This is a genomic window from Veillonella parvula, from assembly GCF_002005185.1.
Taxonomy (GTDB): Bacteria; Bacillota; Negativicutes; order Veillonellales; family Veillonellaceae; genus Veillonella; species Veillonella parvula_M.
In genome coordinates, this window is record NZ_CP019721.1 from 512,741 (window position 1) to 532,090 (window position 19,350).

General features: G+C 38.0%; 16 protein-coding genes. 4 read left to right on the forward strand and 12 right to left on the reverse strand.

Translation table 11 applies throughout. From position 1 onward, the window contains the following. Positions 1 to 31 precede the first annotated feature (31 nt). The 5 genes from B1A77_RS02515 to B1A77_RS02535 all read right to left on the reverse strand — a co-directional run bounded on the left by B1A77_RS02515 (position 32) and on the right by B1A77_RS02535 (position 3,405). Complete coding sequence (locus B1A77_RS02515) at positions 32 to 385, reverse strand: Spx/MgsR family RNA polymerase-binding regulatory protein (RefSeq protein WP_077707823.1); 354 nt, start codon at positions 383 to 385, stop codon at positions 32 to 34. Positions 386 to 471: 86 nt separating this feature from the next. Beyond that, positions 472 to 792, reverse strand: a complete 321-nt coding sequence (locus B1A77_RS02520) for a HigA family addiction module antitoxin (protein ID WP_008602005.1) — start codon at positions 790 to 792, stop codon at positions 472 to 474. Between the two features lie 402 nt (positions 793 to 1,194). Beyond that, positions 1,195 to 1,911, reverse strand: a complete 717-nt coding sequence (locus B1A77_RS02525) for a DUF554 domain-containing protein (RefSeq protein WP_077707824.1) — start codon at positions 1,909 to 1,911, stop codon at positions 1,195 to 1,197. Between the two features lie 451 nt (positions 1,912 to 2,362). Continuing rightward, positions 2,363 to 2,962, reverse strand: a complete 600-nt coding sequence (locus B1A77_RS02530) for a DNA-3-methyladenine glycosylase I (protein ID WP_077707825.1) — start codon at positions 2,960 to 2,962, stop codon at positions 2,363 to 2,365. Continuing rightward, positions 2,962 to 3,405, reverse strand: coding sequence for a hypothetical protein (locus tag B1A77_RS02535; protein WP_173014537.1), 444 nt, complete (start codon positions 3,403 to 3,405; stop codon positions 2,962 to 2,964). The genes B1A77_RS02530 and B1A77_RS02535 overlap by 1 nt, the downstream gene beginning before the upstream one ends. A gap of 609 nt (positions 3,406 to 4,014) precedes the next feature. Between B1A77_RS02535 and B1A77_RS02540 the strand changes: the two genes are divergently transcribed. Beyond that, positions 4,015 to 5,346 (forward strand): hypothetical protein, encoded by a 1,332-nt coding sequence (locus B1A77_RS02540; RefSeq protein ID WP_077707827.1) that lies wholly within the window; start codon positions 4,015 to 4,017, stop codon positions 5,344 to 5,346. 205 nt (positions 5,347 to 5,551) lie between these two features. On the opposite strand, the gene B1A77_RS02545 is transcribed toward B1A77_RS02540, so the two are convergent. From B1A77_RS02545 to B1A77_RS02575, 6 genes are all read right to left on the reverse strand, one after another. Next, positions 5,552 to 6,088, reverse strand: a complete 537-nt coding sequence (locus B1A77_RS02545) for a flavin reductase (RefSeq protein WP_077707828.1) — start codon at positions 6,086 to 6,088, stop codon at positions 5,552 to 5,554. 449 nt (positions 6,089 to 6,537) lie between these two features. Next, positions 6,538 to 7,113, reverse strand: a complete 576-nt coding sequence (locus B1A77_RS02550; protein WP_077707829.1) for a TonB-dependent receptor — start codon at positions 7,111 to 7,113, stop codon at positions 6,538 to 6,540. A gap of 57 nt (positions 7,114 to 7,170) precedes the next feature. Further along, on the reverse strand, positions 7,171 to 8,427 hold the full coding sequence (locus B1A77_RS02555; protein ID WP_077707830.1) for a hypothetical protein: 1,257 nt from the start codon (positions 8,425 to 8,427) through the stop codon (positions 7,171 to 7,173). Between the two features lie 822 nt (positions 8,428 to 9,249). Further along, positions 9,250 to 10,506: a hypothetical protein gene (locus tag B1A77_RS02565; RefSeq protein WP_077707832.1), complete on the reverse strand. Its 1,257-nt coding sequence runs from the start codon at positions 10,504 to 10,506 to the stop codon at positions 9,250 to 9,252. A gap of 599 nt (positions 10,507 to 11,105) precedes the next feature. Continuing rightward, entirely contained in the window at positions 11,106 to 11,675 is a 570-nt protein-coding gene (locus tag B1A77_RS02570; protein ID WP_077707833.1) for a hypothetical protein, read from the reverse strand. Positions 11,676 to 11,683: 8 nt separating this feature from the next. Next, entirely contained in the window at positions 11,684 to 12,265 is a 582-nt protein-coding gene (locus B1A77_RS02575) for a hypothetical protein (RefSeq protein WP_077707834.1), read from the reverse strand. Between the two features lie 273 nt (positions 12,266 to 12,538). Between B1A77_RS02575 and B1A77_RS02580 the strand changes: the two genes are divergently transcribed. Then, entirely contained in the window at positions 12,539 to 13,957 is a 1,419-nt protein-coding gene (locus B1A77_RS02580) for a sodium:solute symporter family protein (protein ID WP_077707835.1), read from the forward strand. 343 nt (positions 13,958 to 14,300) lie between these two features. On the opposite strand, the gene B1A77_RS02585 is transcribed toward B1A77_RS02580, so the two are convergent. Next, on the reverse strand, positions 14,301 to 16,694 hold the full coding sequence (locus tag B1A77_RS02585) for a hypothetical protein (RefSeq protein WP_077707836.1): 2,394 nt from the start codon (positions 16,692 to 16,694) through the stop codon (positions 14,301 to 14,303). Between the two features lie 436 nt (positions 16,695 to 17,130). Between B1A77_RS02585 and B1A77_RS02590 the strand changes: the two genes are divergently transcribed. Together B1A77_RS02590 and B1A77_RS10135 are read left to right on the forward strand one after the other, a co-directional pair. Then, positions 17,131 to 18,435 carry a cytosine permease gene (locus B1A77_RS02590; RefSeq protein ID WP_077707837.1) on the forward strand — a complete coding sequence of 435 codons (1,305 nt, stop codon included), beginning with the start codon at positions 17,131 to 17,133 and terminating at the stop codon, positions 18,433 to 18,435. A gap of 5 nt (positions 18,436 to 18,440) precedes the next feature. After that, positions 18,441 to 18,605, forward strand: a complete 165-nt coding sequence (locus B1A77_RS10135; RefSeq protein ID WP_187658828.1) for a hypothetical protein — start codon at positions 18,441 to 18,443, stop codon at positions 18,603 to 18,605. Positions 18,606 to 19,350: the final 745 nt, after the last annotated feature.

Here is a 19,350-nt window from a genome sequence, read left to right on the forward strand (position 1 = left end):
GAGATAGGGGCTTTGACCCAAGGTTATGAAATTAGAGCTTCAACGCCTCAACCCATTCTGCTTCTTTAAATCCAACGAGTACTTTGTCTTCAAGAACCAAGATAGGACGTTTTACAAGCATGCCATTAGATGCTAATAAAGCTAGTTTTTCTTCTTCACTAAGGTTTGGCAATTTATCCTTTAATTGTTGTTCACGGTAAATCATACCAGAAGTATTAAAGAATGCTTTCAAATCCTTGCCAGATTGTGGATACCAAGCAGCGATTTCCTCTGCTGTAGGATTTTCGGACTTGATGTCACGATCTGTGTACTTAATGTTATGATCATCTAAGAATTTCTTTGCTTTTTTGCATGTTGTGCATTTAGGATATTCAACGAATAACATAGGTTCTCCTTATATCAATATTCACTGTTGTAACAACTTACTAATTTAAGATAATTGTACCAAATACATCGAAAACTATCAATCTCTTATTGACAATCTACGGGTTCTAATGAAGCACAATGTGCAATAGAGGATAATACTTCATCCATCCCCTCACTAAGTTTTGCTGTACGCAAATCAACATCCATCTGTAAACGCAAGAAATACCCTTCCGAAACACCAAAGTATTTCGCTAAACGCAACGATGTATCTGCTGAAATAGATCGTGTACCATTCAATATTTCTTGAATCCGTGAAACAGGCACATGTATATCCTTAGCTAATCGATATGCAGATAGTCCTAATGGATCCATAAACTCTTCTTTTAATATTTCACTAATGGTAGGTGTAGGAATAAACTTTTCCATATTAATTTCCTCTCTATTAATGATAATCTACAAATCCGATAATCATAGAATCTCTCCTTTGATTATACCTGTTTAACAGGTATAATTCAATAACATATACTTGAATAATAACTATACATAAAATTAAAATTATTCTACAAACAATTTTGGTAAAAAGATTCTATAAAACATTATCTAAATCCTACACTTGCGATGACTCTATTGGTCACCTATTTCGGAATGTAATAAATTTACCTTATTGTCATAATTGAATTAAAACTATCATTAATTCGCACATCTACTAAATTGATTTTAAAAATGTAAAAAGACCTACATCCTCGACCGTATCATGTACAAAGTACACATCAAAGGTTCAGAGAATATAGGTCTCTTATAAAAATCTATATATTATTGTAATGCTAATTATAGCAAAAATGTAAGCCCCATTGCCACGAAGATGGCTGGCAAGAGGTTGGCAATACGTATTTTACCAGGCCAGATGAGGTCGATACCAACACAGAAAATCAGAATAGATCCAACGTAGGATAGGTTATCGATGGCACTAGGTGTCATCAGAGGCGCTGCAATATGTGCCATTGCCGTGATGAGCCATTGCGTAATACCTACAGGAATAAAGGAGAACAGCGCCCCTTTTCCCATAGAGGATACCATAACCATAACGATAATACCATCGAGGATGCCTTTCAATAATAGCGTTTGATAATTTCCAGTAAGGCCGTCTTGAATAGAGCCCAGTACCCCCATAGCCCCTACAGTAAACGTCAAAGATGCAGTAATAAAAGCATGTGTAAACTTTGGATCACCAGCATTGCCAGTGCGAGCTTTCACCCAGTCACCAAACACAGTAATCCAATGATTAAGGTCAATTATTTCGCCAATAACGGCGCCTACGACCATGCTAATAATCATCAACAGCGGGCCCGTTGTCTGTAGAGATCCGTTGACAATGACGAGCATATACTGCATGGCCCCGCTCATACCGAGAAGGAGCACGATAATACCGCTCACAATCATGAGCGTCTGCTTTAAATTTTCTTTCATAAAGCGACCAAACGCGAGACCACATAGGCTGCCAGCTATAATGAGGCCAATATTAATGGCCGTTCCCAAACCAATCATATATTTCCCTTCTTTAATTGTGAAAGTAACAATATCAATTTACTTCAGTATAACAACTACATCGAAAGAAATCAATTTATATGGTATAAAATATATACTATGAAATTGAATTAATTAAAGATTCTTTAAGACCATACATATAGCCTGTTTAATGCTGTTATATGGCTCCCTAATACAGTATTGCTCCTCTTATAACACTATATACAGCAAAAAGCCTCTACCTAATAAGGTAGAGGCTCTGTATAGTTTATAGCGTTGAGAGAGAACTAATGATAGACCCACTTAGGAGAGAGAGAGTATATGTGTTTATATATAAAGCGGGCCGACATGAGATGAGTCGCTATCGCCTCATCGACTTTAGTGTACACCCAATTCCACATAACAACAAATTCAATTATGTAAACACAAGTATGCATAAAAACTATTGTTAACTAATTTATACTTATCGCCCTTACGCTTCATCGTCTACAGGTAACCATACGATATCTGCTGTTTTATTAATCTCTTCAAAGCAAGGGCAGTCTTTACCGTGATCATTGATGAGGCCACTAGCTTGTAGATGCGAATAAATTGTAACAGGACCTACAAACTTAAAGCCCCGCTGCTTTAAGTCTTTGCTTATCCGCGTAGATAAACCATTCTTTGTAGGAAAATGACCTTCTGGATGGTTTTCATAAATAATCGTTTTATGATTTGTAAATCCCCAAATATAGTTACAAAACGAACCAAATTCAGATTGAATACGTTTAAAAGCAGCAGCATTATTGATAATGGCTTCAATTTTAGGACGATGCTTAAGCATCCCCACCGTCTGCATGATGCGTTCAATGTCGCTTTCACCATAAGCAGCCACCGCATCAATATCAAAATGATCAAAGCATGCTCGAATGATGTTCCGTTTATTCAAAATCGTAAGCCAACTGAGTCCACATTGGAGACTTTCAAGACAAAGATGTTCAAATTGATGTTGGTCATCATGAATTGGTCGGCCCCACTCGTAATCGTGGTAATCCTGATATAAAGGCGTCGTCGGCCATTCACAAGTCGTCATCACACACCTCCATGAGCCCATACGAGGACGTCATACATGAGCGCTACTACGAGGCCCATTATGAGATGACCACCCACATAAAATGACACTAGATAATAAATGAATAAAAGCAAGGAATGCAAGGCTTTACGAAGCCATATAATCGGCGTAGATGTGTCGCCACCCACCTTACTATCAAGCCAATTATGGACGGTGTAAATAGGCATTCCTAAACGGCGAATCCAGTCTGGAACACGTACCCCAGGATTCAAACCAGGGCAATAGAAGATCACCAAGGGCAACGCCACCACATCAATGACGAGCAATAGGGTTAACATAAAAGCAAACCAATCTAATTCGCCTTCCCACGTGAAGGGTTGTGCCATGAAACGGGCACCCCACAAATAGGCTTTGTATACAATATACGGTTCTAATAGCCATAATAAGGGCTTCACTACACTCATGGGACTACCTACACCAAACAAAAAATAATAAAAACTACGCATTTGCGTAGTCATTTCATATATACAACATTCCGATTATATCGACTGAATACCAAGGATATAGCGATTTTCTAGGCTAGAAAATCACTTCATATACACCATTGTTTAGTCCTTACATACATCGATTTTCATATTAATATTATATCAGATTTTGCAGTTCTTGTGGGATTATATTTTATAAAAATTTTATCAATTTACACTATTTATAGTACTGATCAACAAAAGAAGTTACTATAAAGCTATTCCTCTCTATTTCATCATTCTAAAAGCCCTTTATCCATTTTAATAGATAAAGGGCTACATGTATGTATTAAGGCTTTCACTAATAAAAGCAGTTTAGTTGTCACTAATAATAATTTTCGTCACCTTACTGCCATTGTGCTCAAAAAATATACCTACAATATCTATAAAAAAGCACTCATGTCCTACAGGAAGTAATAGCATGTAAGCAAAACACGCTCCATGTCACTTAAAAATATATTCATTTAGTTATATAATTATACTTAATGACATAACCTACGGATTACTACAATACTAATAAATATAGAAATGTAAACGGGAGATACCACCATGACTAAACTACCACTATTAGCGTGTGCTTTCATCATGAGCACTATATTATCACCAATAGGAGCCATCGATGTTAATATTCCTGGTGCAGATTCTAAGTTTTCCAAGGATGCCTACATAAATTACCAAACCACGAACCCTGATATTGAAAAGGATGTAGCAAACTATGTGAAAACATTAAAGTTAACGGACAAGGCTAACGGTATTAATAAAAACGAAATTGAGTATACTAAAGCAGCCTCTATATATCGCGGTCAAAATTACCATAATACGGTCATTTCCGTTCATGATCAATACAACCAAATTCGCCTTTCATTCCCAGTAGCGGGCATAAAAAGTGATTATCATATAGGACGTTACCAAAATCCAAGTCGAACCATTGAGGACTATCGAGTGTTAACCAATAATGGAAGTCTCAATTTAGAAATTGACTACGCAGATTTTAAAGATTACGACTGGCGCAACACCAAAATAGCTTATGAAAAGCTAACAGACAAAGACGTCCGTAATTTCTTGCAAGACAATGCGAAACGAAAGTCCTCCAAACAGATTTCTGATATAAAGGGCACTGTATTTTCATATCCTACTGTTACCTACAGCACTTGGGATAGCATGAAGATGCCACACTTTAAAAACGGTAAAAAAACAACGCTCACCATCGACACGATCAATTTTAAATTTAAGGGCTATAACATGCGTCATCCCTTATATCACGCAGGATTTGTCTATTATGATAACAACCCCGTCCTGAACAAGGTTCCTACAGATAAATTATTGGCTAATTATGTGCTTCCCTCTGTACAAAACCTAAATGAATTAAATCAATATTCACGCATAGAAAGCTTAAACGGTGTACAATACCGCGTACCAAAAGACGCCATATACGAAGGTGAAAGTAAGGGCTCTGAACACCAAGATATTAGATACTACAAAAAGGGGGACATAATATTCTTTGTTTCTACAAATAATATTCCTAAAAACCCATATGCGCGTGATCTTGTTGTAAACGGTCATTACAATTTTAAAATTAATTTAGATACGTTCTGGGATATTTACTATTCCCAGCCAACATCAGATTATATTAATTATGCCGTTATATGGAATAATAATATTCCTGGATTATCCACACACATCTATACACCTCATAAGGATAATCACATCCTAACCTTTAACTCCTATGATGGGACCTATAGCTTTACCTATATCATCTTTTATCCAAGTTTTTTACATGCTGAAGAGGTTCAAAAATTACGAAATATGATTGAGTTCTTTGATTCTACCAATAATCCTAGTTTTAAAATGCAAGAACATGTTCTATTTCCAGAAGCATAGACGATTTATATCAACACCATTATAAAATAGCTTTCATAAGCATTATATTATACAAATATATAAATTAACTAACAAAAGTCGAGCAACTAAACGATAGAAGCTCGACTTTTTTAGTACTAGAAAACTAAAATATACTTAGTTAAGATGCAGCATTCACGGTATCCCAAAGAATTGTATGTATGTCTTCATTTGTTATGTGGACAGACTAGTCCTCTATGGCGTCAACTACTTCGCCAATGTACATATAATGTGGTTCCCAACGATCATGCCCAGTTTGTGTATATACAGCAGGATTAGATGCGTAATAATCTTTTACCTTTTCTGCCAAATGGGCTTCATCGAATTGGTGTTCATATAGCTTTTTACATACAAATGTTAACTCTGCTTCTTTGAAAGTCACCCCATCGCCTACCGCAACTGGCGTTAGGCCAGAATTTGCCACCTTATTTTCGTCGCGGCCAGAATGAGAACCTAAATAACCAAGAGCCTTGCGATAGCTTTCAGGGAAAAAACTAACTGTAAAGGTATCGTATTTCGCCATAAACTCTTGAGTGTAACGCGCCGGATGGATGTACACCGTCACAGTGGATATATCGCCACCATTAGGGCCCCATATGTTGCCCATACTGCCCCAACTAACCGTACACGTATTAAAATTATCAAGCGTTCCAGCCGTAACAAGAGCCCAATGATTCTCAAACATGGTAAAAGCTTTATAATCCTTTGTTTCAAATGGTTTCATAAGAACCTCCAGTTTATCTCAATTTGACGATGTAAATCTTTACCCCTATAATATAGGTAGATAGTCAGACGAGTCGTACCGTCAGGCTCATCTCTGAAAACAAAAAAGCTTGAGAAATGGCCTTTCAGTTATCGAATCATCTAAGATAACGAAGGGCTATTTGTCTTTTGTGAGACAAATAAGCGCTATTAAAGCTCCAAAAGCAATAACCACAGTTATCACCTGTAATAAGAGCATGATTATTTCATAATCACTCATAGGCTTATCCCTCCCTTCGATGACGAAGAGAGGCCCAACCTCGTCTAACTATCCTATGATTATTATATAGCGAACTAATATGCGATACAATAAGCATTATATTATACAAATATATGAATACAGTAATAAAAGCCGAGCTAATTCTATGAATTAAAAGCTCGGCTTTTTTCATAGATATGGTAAGAATATAATCATTTATAAATCAAAATCTTACTGACTTTATCGCCTTTTTGTTCAAATTGTATGCCATGCATCATATCAGTTCGATAGCGGTATTTCCCATAAAACCATCGATTATTAGAATCTACTAAATCGGGTCTGCCATATACATTAAGGACCTTTCGCATGGAGTCGCCTACGGCAATACCTCTATGTGTAGTAGCATCACGATTCTCAATCATCATATAGGTGACAATAGGGCCCACACCATCCATTTTAAAGTTCCCAAATGTAACACCACCATAGGTAAGTCCTCTACTTGTCTCTTTAGTTGGTTGCCCTAAGCTAGCTTTCACACTATCAAATGTATTACCCAACGAAACACCAAGGATCATCATATCCTCATCTGGCAAGGTAGTACCTACAATTTGCCCGCCAGCATAATGAGTATATTGCTCAGCTTTGGGCCAATCATAAGACTGCTTCGCTGCATTTGTTTCAAGGCGGTCCCAAGTTTTACTCAGCCAACTTGCATCCGATTCATAACTATAACCACTTACCAATTGCAGGCCTATAACAAGCCCTGTAATCAAATATTTTCTTTTCATGATCTCTCTCCTGAACTATTTTATGAACAACTCAAACCACTTATTTTATACATAATCTTATTGAGTTAATATTTTAATCCATTCCATATACCACGGATTAAAGATTGGATCCGCATCAAGCTTCTTTTTATGGCTATCACTTATACGCCATTGAGGTGCCTTTCGTAAACTTTCAACATTATCAAAATCTACATACTCAACCATATCGCGCAATTGTTTATGCTTATACGAAGATTTGCTTTCATCATAGTCAATGCGATAACTATAATAATATTCAGAATCCTTTGTAAAATGGCGTAAATAGGATCCCCCATTAGATTTATAGCGATCAACTAGGAAGCCTGGAAGACCATTATTCCAAACTGTTGCATACTGTGTAGGCGCCTCAAGGTCACCATATTTATTCAAAAATGCAAAAATTTGTTTTTTTGCCAAACTTTTATCAACAACATTAGGGTCTATTTGAAAGCGTAACACACGGATCTTAATGCCTGCATCTTCATAAGTACGAACCTCATATTTGTTATCTTCCATAACCTCGCTCACTAACTTAGCCTTTTTAGGAATACGATAACTGAAATTGTCCCAATGTTTAACATGGCTATAATTATCCAGCCTAGATAGAGATTCAATAGATGGAATAATATAATTACTCATTACCACTTCAGCTATTTTATCTTGGTATGGTTCCTTCACATCACCACCTCCAAGATATGTAATACCATAGGTAGTGTTCGTGTTCTTAGGTGTAAACTCTGTATACATTACATGTGTCTTGGCTTTAAGGATTTTCCAAGATGCATTTTCTAAGCCCGAATAGGTATAGACACCTTCATTGTGCATACGTTTACTAAATTCTTTACCATGTGGTGGCCCCACCATCAAAATACTTGTAAAACCACGAACCACAAATAAAGGACCGTCACTCGATTTAGATTCAACCGTGTCTCCACGTAAGCTAATATTTGGAACAGCTAAACGGATATTATTCTTTTCATCATGAAGTAAGATGACAGTAGATTGTGAGTACTCCCCCAGCTTAACCGCTTTAGCCAATCCAGATTTCTCTTTGAAAACCTTTTCTATCGCAATGCTAGGTTTCTCTACGGTCTTCTGTACTTTGGCACTAAATGCCTCTGCTTCTTGTATCGCCTTTTCATTAATATGGGAATAATTTTCATATGCATTAGCAGGAATGCTTGCATCGGCCCCAGGCACAGGTGGTTGCCCCTCTGGCACTTTGATTTGCACAGCGTTTACGTTCATGGTGAAAGCAGTTGCTAGTGCCATCATAATCAAACTTTTACGTAACATAGTACCCTCTCTCAATTTTTATAAAATAAATAAGCACAACCTTGTTAGCATAAGTATACTATGCAAACAAGACTATGCCTATTATTAATAATTTTATATTTTAGTATGTATAAGTTTTGTGTATATATTTAGTATTTATAAGGTTTATCTCAATTTGACGATATATATCTTTATTCATATAATATAAGTAGATAGTCAGACGAGTCGAAACGTCAGGCGCATCTCTAGTTACACAAAAGCATGAAGAAATGGCCTTTCAGTTATTTAGTTACACTAAGTAACGGAGGGCTATTTGTTTTTGTGAGACAAATAAAAACGAGCTACTAATCAAATAGTAGCTCATTTTTTTTAGTGTATTTAAAGTATGAAATAGACTAATAGTTTACCAGTGGAATGCTTAACACAGTGGAGACGACAATTAAGATATACACCACAAGACATAGTTTTAACAAAAGCGCTAAACTGACAAACAGAACTTTATAGATAGGTGCTTCTTCTTTTTTTAAGCGTATCCAGTTTTTAACCCTATAATATATGCTTGGTTTATTAAAGGCTGGAGATAATCGCTTACACCATAAAACAAGCCACAGAATACAGCATATATTACCAAATAGAAAGAATAAAAACAGGCCAAAATGCTCCACTGAATATACTTTTAATACATAGATGTCATAGAGTAGCTGAGTAAACGTCTCTACAAAGTTAATCCATAGATAGACAAGATAAGCCTTAAACAAAAGCACTAATATAGTTTTGATGTATTTGAGTTTACTCATTGGCTCTCTCCTATCTAATACCATAAAAACTTTAAAACTAAATTTCTTATTGATTCAACAGTTTAACCCACTCCATATACCAAGGAATAAATATAGGCCCACTTTCTAGTTTCTCTTTATAGGTTCCATCTTCTCTCCATTGTGGACCTTTTCTGAGTTTGACCGCATCATCAAAGCCTACATATTCAATCATATCTCTCCATTGTTTATGTGTATAAGAGGTCTTACTTTCATCATAATTAATACGATAACTGTAAAAGTACACAGAATCTTTCACCACATGACGGAGATAAGACTCTCCATTAGGCTTGTAAGAATCGATCAAAGAGCCTGCGATTCCATTATTCCATACGACTGCATATTGTGTAGGTGTTTCTAAATCATTATACTTTCTCAAAAAAGATAATATTGAACTCTTGATGACCGTTCCATCTCGTTTTTCACCCAATATGGAAGTACGTACTACACGTATCTTGGAACCTGTATCCTCATAGGTTCTCACATCATATTGACTATTCTCTACAGTCTCACTCACTAGCTTTGCAGTCTTAGGAACGCGATAACTAAAATTACCCCAATGCTCAACACGACTATAAGTATCTAATCCAGACAAGGATTCTATGGATGGAATAATATAATTACTCATCACAACTTCCGGTGATTTATCTTGATACGGATCTTCCGTATTAACCCAACCGCCATAAGTAATCCCATAGGTAGTCTTTGAATCATTCGGTGTAAATTCCGTATACATTACACGGGCATTGTTTGACATTAGTTTCCAAGATGTATCGTGCAAACCTGGATATGTATATTTTCCTTCTTCTTCAGCATATTTATTAAGCTCTTTACCATGTGGCGGCCCTACCACTAAAAATGAACTAAGGCTTCGCACCGCATATAACGGCCCTTTTCCAGACTTAGACTCTACAGTATCTCCACGGAAGCTAACATTTGGCACGGATAATCGAATATTCTTATTCCCTTCATGAATCAGTACTACCGTAGATTGAGAGTAATCTGCTAACTCCAACGCCTTAGCCAAGCCAGGGCGTTCCCGATATAGCTTATCCATCCCTGACTTAGGATTCATAGGCTGTGATTTTATAAACTCGCTATATGACTCAGCATTCTGCTCTGCTACTTCATTAACATGACGATAATTTTCATACGCATTGGCAGGAATGCTCGCATCTGACCCAGGCATAGCCGGTTGTCCGGCTGGCACTTCGATCTGAATAGCACTTACATTCATGGTGAAAGTAACTGCTAATGCCATCATCATTACACTTTTACGTAACATAAAAACCTCTCTTTTTCTCTCACATTTACAACATAAATAAGCACAACCTTATTAGCATAAGTATACTATGCAAATAAGACTGTGCCTATTATTAATAATTTTATATTTTAGTATGTATAAGTTTTGTGTATATATTTAGTATTTATAAGGTTTATCTCAATTTGACGATATATACTTTTATCCCTATAATATAAGTAGATAGTCAGACGAGTAGTGACGTCAGGCTCATCTCACAAACTTAATAATATGTAGAAATGGCCTTTTCGTTTTATCTAATTTCCGAAGAAACGAAGGGCTATTTTGCTATTTCTAGACAAATAAGCGCCACAAGTGCTCCAAAGGATATCATGACTGATAAAATCCCAAGGATAATCATAATGATTTTATAACCACTCATAAGCAACCCTCCCTTCAAAAACGAAGAGAGACCCAACCTCGTCCAACTATCCTAAGTCTATTATAGAACGAACTAATATACGATACAATAAGCATTATATTATATAAATATACGAATTAACTAATAAAAGCCCAAAAACAAGTTTAATTATTCCTCTGATTGTATTCACTGTTTCAACCATTCCAGTGCTATTCATAAGCTATCAAGGCTCATCATCGTAGGCTACGCCATAGGCCTTCTGATAGATTATGTTTGCTATTGTATACCGTTCCATTCCAAATTGAGGTGGTAATATCATCGCTTCTAAATGTTCTTTTTGAAGTCGTTGACGGCGTGTTTTACCTTCATTATTAAAAGCAATGCCACCGGTAACGGTTCCTATGATACCGGAATTTTCCTGTTTTGCACGCCAAATAGAGATGTATGGAGTATTAGCTCCTTGTTGTAATCCTCTGTCATGAATTGTAATCAAATGACGTAAGGATTGCTCTAAGTCGTAATCATATTGCAGTTGAATGCCTTGAATGAGATTTGATGCAGGCATTAACACGTAAATGGTCGCTTCCACACGTCGATGACCATCGGGTGCATCCACAGCTTTAATAGAACTAAGATCCAGGTATTTGCCATCTCCTCGGCCAGAATCAACGGTAGAGTCGATATGTTGATAATGCTCCGGATTTAGTAACTCCGCTTGTGATACGGCTTGACCTTTCATAGGTAATACAAGGCAGGCTAATAACCATAGTGAAAGTAAATATATGCGTTTCATCGTCCACCTCACTGTACCACAATATCATCAAAATGCTGCTGATAGGCAGACATAAACATAGCATCTGCTAAATCATACATAATAATATTCTTGCGATTAAGCGGAAGATTCCTAGTACCTTCCGAAGATGGGTTCTTCTTAAGCGCACCATCCAGTGTATAAATTGCACGGTCTGAATCAGACATAAATAAGCCCGACTTACTTTCACTAGCCTCAATCAAAGCCAACATAGATGGACTCGGATTCATCGTATGAGATGATTTAATCAATGTGGCCAATGAATAGTTTGCATCATAATTTACAGTGAGCCTTTTTTCAATAATCTCAGCCTGATAGTGCGACGTATGTACCACATAATAAATAGCACTCAATGTATACTGTGGCGGCGCATACTTTTGGACCTCCACAGAATAGGTATTTAAATACACATACATACCACCATCATTAACAATTGCACTCGGTTTCTCATACTCATGCTGATGAACCAACTTAAACTGTGGTGATGTCTTCAGCTCCTGAAATGTAATTGCCTCTGTAGGCATGGTGAAAGCCAGCAACACAAGAGCTAGCATCAAAATACGTTGAATCATAAAAACCTCTCTCAAAAAATGAATCTTGTCTCTCAATAAAATAAGCACAGTCTTATTAGCATAAGTATACTATGTAAATAAGGCTGTGCCTATGATTAATAATTTTATATTTTAGTTCCTAATATATATATATTCTCCAACGAGCAGTAAAACTCCTCTTTGTATTTTCCCCAGTTTTTATGGATAATTAAACTATACTTGATATATGCACCGCAAGTAGTAAGGGTGATTTAGTATGAATCTCTGGATAGTGTAAATTTTTGGAGGTGTCATATGGATTCTCTGACTATTATTTGGGTTATTATTTGCGCCTATTTATTACTGAATTTATTAGTCGGCGTGTATTGTCATATTCGTGTAAAAGATAGTACTGACTATCTACTCGCAGGTCGTCGTATTGGGGTTCTTATGACGGCAGGCACATTAGCAGCTACGGAAATCGGTGGTGGGAGTACCGTAGGTGTAGCAGCGAAAGCGTATGGTTCTTGGGGTTTATCTGCAGGTTGGTACGTAGTATCTGCAGGGATTGGTGTTATCCTCGTTGCGTTGATTGCACCGCTCTTACGGCGTGCCATGGCAACAACAGTACCAGAGATCATCGGCCGTCGTTTCGGCGCGTCTAGCCATCTCATTACTTCTATTCTGTCCATGCTGGCAACGATTACACTAGCAGGCGTACAGATTACAGCAACTGCAACCATTATTAGCGTTCTCACCGGGCTTTCAACAGAGCTCGCCATCCTCATCTGCGGCGCGGTACTCGTAATTTACACCATGTCCGGCGGTATGTGGAGCGTTACGATGACGGATGTTATCCATTTCTTCGTCCTCGTTGGTGGCTTCTCCCTCGCTGTGCCATTCGTATTGCACAATGTGGGCGGCTGGGAATCGGTAGTTGCAAAATTGCCGCCTGAACAATTAGGATTTACGAAGGTTGGTTGGAAAACCATCATCGGCCTCATCATTATGTACTTCATGACCTTCTCCACCGGCCAAGAATCCGTACAACGGTACTTTGCAGCGAAGGATGAAAGAACGGCCGTTCTCGGCTCTATCATTTGTGGTATTATCATGGCTCTATTCGCCTTTGTTCCTGCAATTTTAGGCCTCGTAGCATTGGCTGAATTTCCGAACATCGAAGCGAACAATGCGGTGGCAACGGTAGCGCTTAACCTCATGCCTCCTATAATGGCAGGCTTCGTTATGGCTGCGGTCGTTTCGGCTACGCTTTCATCAGGCGCAGGCGATCTCTTAGGCGCCGCTACTGTATTTACCAAGGATATTGTGGAACATCATTTTGGTAAAAGCCTCACTGACGCTCAGCTCACAAATTACAGTCGTCTGTGCGTGCTATTCCTCGGTATCATCGCCATCATCATCTCCCTCGTAAGCAAAGCCATCATTCCGATGCTCGTATTTGCTTTCACCATGAGATCCGCTGGCCCATTCGCCGCATTCCTACTAGGTCTCACATGGAAAAATGCAACAGCTGGCGCTGGCATTTGGTCCATCGTGCTCGGCTCCATCGCAGGTGTGTACTGGGAATTTGTTGGCAACCCATATGGTATTATGTCCATCATCTTCGGTTCCATCGTCAGCCTCATCGTCTTTGTAGCTGTCGTATGCATTGAAAGAGCCATGGGTAAACCACCGGCTCCTCCGGCTATACCTGATGATGTAAAAGAAATATAATCAATTTATTATAATCTGTAACTTAATAATAGACTTAAAAGTGCTAAAAAATTACAATTATAAAACCAAAAACTCCTATCGGTAAAAGCCAATAGGAGTTTTCTCATTTTATAATACCCTCATCAAACTGTATGCCATACACATGTTCATCATAATTTGACGATATATAATAACCTTACTATAATATAAGAAGATAGTCAGACGAGTCGTAACGTCAGGCGCATCTCTAGTTACACAAAAACATGAAGAAATGGCCTTTTCGTTTTATACTAATCTCCAGATTAGTGGAAATGAAGGGCTATTTATTTTTTGTAAGGCTTTTTTAGTTATCCTATACAACGATTTATCTATATAGATAAATCATATGTGCATTAAAGTACTCTTTATATTCATCCATAGTGAAGAATTTTCCTTTATTCTCTTGTATAACAGCCTCAAAATCTGGTTTTATTTCAGCTACCACAAGGCTTATTTCAGTTACTGTAGTTCTAATTTCACTTGTAGTAGATTTCATTACCGTTGTTGTAGGTTTACGTTCAAGTTCTATAGGTTTTGTTACAGTTTCTGCAGATTTCGTTTCAGCTGTTGATAGTTGATTTACATTCCAAAGGCTAGCACATTTGCTTTTATAGTAAGCCCAACGAGCTTGTGTATAGGCGTGTGTAACATAGGCTTTATCATAGTTATCCTGTGCAAGGTCTAGGTGACCAAGGGCTTCGTCAATTTGAGCCATCGTGTAGAACGCAAGTGGAGACCATTGATAGGCGCTTGAGTAATTACGTCTATGTAATGGTTCATCAAAGGTTATCGCTAAATCCTGCTTGATGAGCTCTGCCTGTTCTCTATCCCCCATATGCACAGCGAGCGCAACCATATACTTAGCACATAACCACTGTGCGTGATAATCTTGGAATTTTCGTTTCTCATACATAGACCACAACCGCAACAGCTCCTGCCATAGATCTTGGTCTAATTGGTCTAAATAGAAACGATAGATTGCTTTTAAAAGAAGCAAGAAATATACAATATCATTGCTATCCTCACGAGACTTAAGGTCTACGAGCCCATGTATCTCGCCAAATCTCTCGAAAGGCATCTTGAAATACGGATGATCGATAGACTGAACATGCTGCTCGAAGCTTTCACAGTCACCTTTTTCAATATCATGATGCAACAGTAAATATTGCAAGCACTCGAGATTAAACACATTGTCCTGACCGTCCAAATCACGAATATAGTTATTAAAATATGTTTCATGAATGAATGGACTTTCTTCCTGAGCTGTGATGAGTTCTTGCAGCAACCGCTCATAGGTATCATTGCCTGTGAAAGCATGTCCTAACATGCGATACCATTTGGATAGGCGAGACACCCGCTGCACATACTCGGCCTGCCAAGAGTCAGGGGATTCTATATCTACCTCACCGATAGCCGTATCCAAAGCATCAACGATAGGCAGTAGAGAACCGTACGCCCCATACTTTCGAATAGCAGTAGAGCAAGCTTCAAGCAAACAATATATCTGGTCATAGACAGATAGACCTACTGTTGAATTAGCTAATAACGTAGTACCTTCAGCTTCATATGTAGTAGCACTTTCATCCTTGTGCTCAGTCATACTATTAGAACTGCCCATTGTAATCTCTATGGCGTCAAGCATCTCCTGTGCCTTACTCGTATAGTGGATCAGGAAGTTCAAATACTCTAAAGTCTTATCCAATGTAGGGTATAGATCAACATGTAGCTTCTCCTGAGACAGTTGATTAATCAGATCATTTGCCAAAGGTAGAAGAATACGCCCTCTCACATAGGCGAGTACGCCTTCATCGCCCTCTTCCCAGAACTCTAAATCATAAGCAAATCTATAATATCTGTCATATATATAATGGTCTAACAAGCAATCTGACCAATGGTTGCTGTCATCATATACTGAAAGAACCGCATCACCGGTTAGACTCATATAGAACCGATGAACAGGTTCACAAATCTTACGGAAAAATGGATCTTGAGACAAGCTATCGAGCCGCTCGGACTCCGTATAACCGTCCATGGCCTGCACCATATAAGCGCCCAAAGCATCGGCAAGTAATAAGAATTCCGATTGATTCGATGCATCCATAGAATATGTATTATCTAAGCTATTAACGGTAATCAATTCAGACAAATACGCTCTATCCACATCATCTAAGGCTTGATGAAGTCCATATAGTGACAATGGCGTGGCAATATGCTGTACCCCTGCATCCGATCCAAAGGCACCAATATTACTAAACAAAGTTATGACAAAATAGCGTAACATATGGTCACAAATATACTTCGTAATCTGGTTGGGTGCATATCCATCTTGAAATAATAAGCGACGCCCCCTATTGCTTTTATACATGGGAAACACTTGATAGTACCCATTTCTACCTGTTGAAAGCAACGCTTGTCCCTTATAGGTACCATACAACATAAACTCAGGCAAAGCCTCTACGAACTCATCTCGCAATTCACCATACGGTTTACCATATGCCTCACAAAGAGCTGCTACAAAAGCACGAATACGCTCGCGCTCTAGTGCGAATTCTGGATCATTATCCGTAATAGCATCGCCCTCTTCAAAAGATGACTTAGGATCCACTCTATACACTAAGGCATTCATAAACGTAATCCCTTCTTTGCCCTCTATAGGTGGGAACAAAGACGGACGAATCTCATCAAAAATGCCTGTCGTCGTAATTGTTACATTATACATACAACATCCTTTTACTATAAAACTATATACACACTAACATGCATACTGCTCTGCATTTATTTAATAATCGCCACTATATGAATACTGCACCTTGATACTACACCTTGAAACTACATTTTGAATCAGCACAGCAACACTAAGAACGATACGTAATCTATACCTATTGTAACATTAAAACTTGCTAGTAATATAGGAACTATAATATAGAAGCTATTATTCTCAACATTGCTTAATATGCATAGTATACATATTGAATATTCATTCTACGTATGTTTTAATGAAGACAAATACCATTCGTTTATGACAAATTAAATATCTATCCTTTATTAGAAGAATTCACTATATTTACGCTACATAATAGGTCTTTACTACCATGCTTATATAAATCTTAAACACATCATGGTAGATTTTTTATTACGTAAAGGAGTATAGATGTATGAGTAAGGAGAAATTAGAGTTTGTAGAACCAGTTAATACAAACACAGATAATGAGTATTCTAGAGAGCCTGTCCCGTTAGGGTCAAGGAAGTCCTGCTTTTCTCTCACTATCGTTTGGACTGGGTTCGTGTTTCTTGTTACTAGTATGATGGCTGGTGGCGGGTTAGCTGCGGGGCTGACTTTCAACGAATTACTATTAGCCATGGTTCTAGGAAATATTTTCTTATGTATCATCGCAGGGCTAGTGAGTGTAATCGCCTATAAAACAGGCCTTACCTTTGCCCTTTTGACGAGATACAGCTTCGGTCAGGAAGGATCTAGAATTGCCTCTCTCTTCGTACCTATCGTCAATCTAGGTTGGTACACGATTCAAGCGGCTTTATACGGACATTTTATTGCTCAAGTATTCAACCTTTCCTACATAGGCGAAATTATTGCTATGATGCTCAGCGCCGTTATCATGGGTATCTTTGCAGTTCTCGGCATTAAATCCCTCGCCGTATTCGGCTATATTGCAATTCCGTCCATCGTATTCCTTTCCCTAGGAACAGCGGCTCGCTCGGTTCAAACAATCGGTGGCTGGCAAGAATTATTTAACTATGTGCCATTACAATCTATCGATTTACTGTCAGGCATTACCATCGTTATCGGTACATGGATTCTATCCACTGCCACATGTATCGCCGATATTATGCGCTATGGTAAAAGCAAGAAAGATGTTATTACAGCGAGCACAATCGGTCTATTGGGCGGCAATACGTTGATGATTAGTTGCGGTGCTATCGCAGGCGTTGCTATGAATGATGGTGACTTAATCAACGTACTATTAAGCTTTGGCCTCGTGTTCCCAAGCTTACTATTGTTGACTACAAATATCTTCACTACAAATGGTGCGAACCTCTATTCCACATCATTGAACCTAGCAAACTCTTTCAAACTGAACCGAAATATTATGCTAGCCGTGCTCATTGCTATCTCTGCATTAGCAACAATGACACAACCATATAAAATCGACTCCCTCTTTGTATTCTTAAGTACACTAGGCATCATCGTTCCGCCACTATGCGGTATTATCTTAGCGGACTTTTACCTGGTTCATCGTGGAAAATATATCGATTACAACAAAGCGACTTTCAAAAAATGGAATCTAGTTCCATGGATCACATGGGCCATCGCATTGGTCTGTGTTAAATTCATTCCATTCGGACTGGCTTCGCTGAACGGGATTGTAATCGGTGCCCTACTGTACGCACTCATTACGTATATTGTTAAACCTAATGTTGTTAGTAAAAGCAAAGGGTGATTATCATGGCAATTCATAAACTATCAGCTATACTAGGCACAATCATTATGGGCATCGGATCCTTTATTACCTGTCTAGCCACAAGTGAAAGCACCATTACCCTTGGTAACGGCATGCTCGTGGTGAGCATTATTATGATGGGATTTGGATATTCAAAATGGCAGCCTTAAAGAATTAATATTTATATAAAATAAGAAAAAGCACTATCTACAAATAATAAGATAGTGCTTTTCTGACCCCATTGGGGATTATTTAATTTAACCAGCGCCAACCATCAACAAATACCGATAGACCTTAAAGGGTACTTGTTTCCGTCCCCATTAGGGGATTATTTAATTTAACGCCATACCGCAGCATGAATAATGCAGCACGTATTAATGTAGGGTTTCCGTCCCCATTAGGGGATTATTTAATTTAACTAAATGTCCCTGTTGATGTATTAAGACCTCAAACAATAGCTTGTTTCCGTCCCCATTAGGGGATTATTTAATTTAACTAATCAAGCACGTAATTACGTACCAAACCTAACGTAATTATGTTTCCGTCCCCATCAGGGGATCATTTAATTTAACCTCACCAACGGCTTTGAAAAAATGCTATTCATGACGCTTGACGGTTTCCATCCCCTAATGGGGATTATTTAATTTAACGCTTATATAATGGCAAGACCTAAAGCGAAAGGGGTTGAGTATTGTTTCCGTCCCCTAATGAGGATTGTTTAATTTAACTATTTAACGCCTAAAACCTTATTCGCACCTAGCCACTTTGATACGCTTCCGTCCCCATCAGGGGATTATTTAATTTAACGAAACTGCAGATTTAATTATTACGCCAGTTTCACTTAGTCAGTTTCCGTCCCCATCAGGGGATTATTTAATTTAACATAATGATAAGTATATATCGTTTTGATGAGTT

Coding starts and splice junctions, on each gene's coding strand:
- B1A77_RS02515 (WP_077707823.1), bottom strand. CDS start 385: ATGTTATTCGTTGAATATCCTAAATGCACAACATGCAAAAAAGCAAAG.
- B1A77_RS02520 (WP_008602005.1), bottom strand. CDS start 792: ATGGAAAAGTTTATTCCTACACCTACCATTAGTGAAATATTAAAAGAA.
- B1A77_RS02525 (WP_077707824.1), bottom strand. CDS start 1,911: ATGATTGGTTTGGGAACGGCCATTAATATTGGCCTCATTATAGCTGGC.
- B1A77_RS02530 (WP_077707825.1), bottom strand. CDS start 2,962: ATGACGACTTGTGAATGGCCGACGACGCCTTTATATCAGGATTACCAC.
- B1A77_RS02535 (WP_173014537.1), bottom strand. CDS start 3,405: ATGAGTGTAGTGAAGCCCTTATTATGGCTATTAGAACCGTATATTGTA.
- B1A77_RS02540 (WP_077707827.1), top strand. CDS start 4,015: ATGACTAAACTACCACTATTAGCGTGTGCTTTCATCATGAGCACTATA.
- B1A77_RS02545 (WP_077707828.1), bottom strand. CDS start 6,088: ATGAAACCATTTGAAACAAAGGATTATAAAGCTTTTACCATGTTTGAG.
- B1A77_RS02550 (WP_077707829.1), bottom strand. CDS start 7,113: ATGAAAAGAAAATATTTGATTACAGGGCTTGTTATAGGCCTGCAATTG.
- B1A77_RS02555 (WP_077707830.1), bottom strand. CDS start 8,427: ATGTTACGTAAAAGTTTGATTATGATGGCACTAGCAACTGCTTTCACC.
- B1A77_RS02565 (WP_077707832.1), bottom strand. CDS start 10,506: ATGTTACGTAAAAGTGTAATGATGATGGCATTAGCAGTTACTTTCACC.
- B1A77_RS02570 (WP_077707833.1), bottom strand. CDS start 11,675: ATGAAACGCATATATTTACTTTCACTATGGTTATTAGCCTGCCTTGTA.
- B1A77_RS02575 (WP_077707834.1), bottom strand. CDS start 12,265: ATGATTCAACGTATTTTGATGCTAGCTCTTGTGTTGCTGGCTTTCACC.
- B1A77_RS02580 (WP_077707835.1), top strand. CDS start 12,539: ATGGATTCTCTGACTATTATTTGGGTTATTATTTGCGCCTATTTATTA.
- B1A77_RS02585 (WP_077707836.1), bottom strand. CDS start 16,694: ATGTATAATGTAACAATTACGACGACAGGCATTTTTGATGAGATTCGT.
- B1A77_RS02590 (WP_077707837.1), top strand. CDS start 17,131: ATGAGTAAGGAGAAATTAGAGTTTGTAGAACCAGTTAATACAAACACA.
- B1A77_RS10135 (WP_187658828.1), top strand. CDS start 18,441: ATGGCAATTCATAAACTATCAGCTATACTAGGCACAATCATTATGGGC.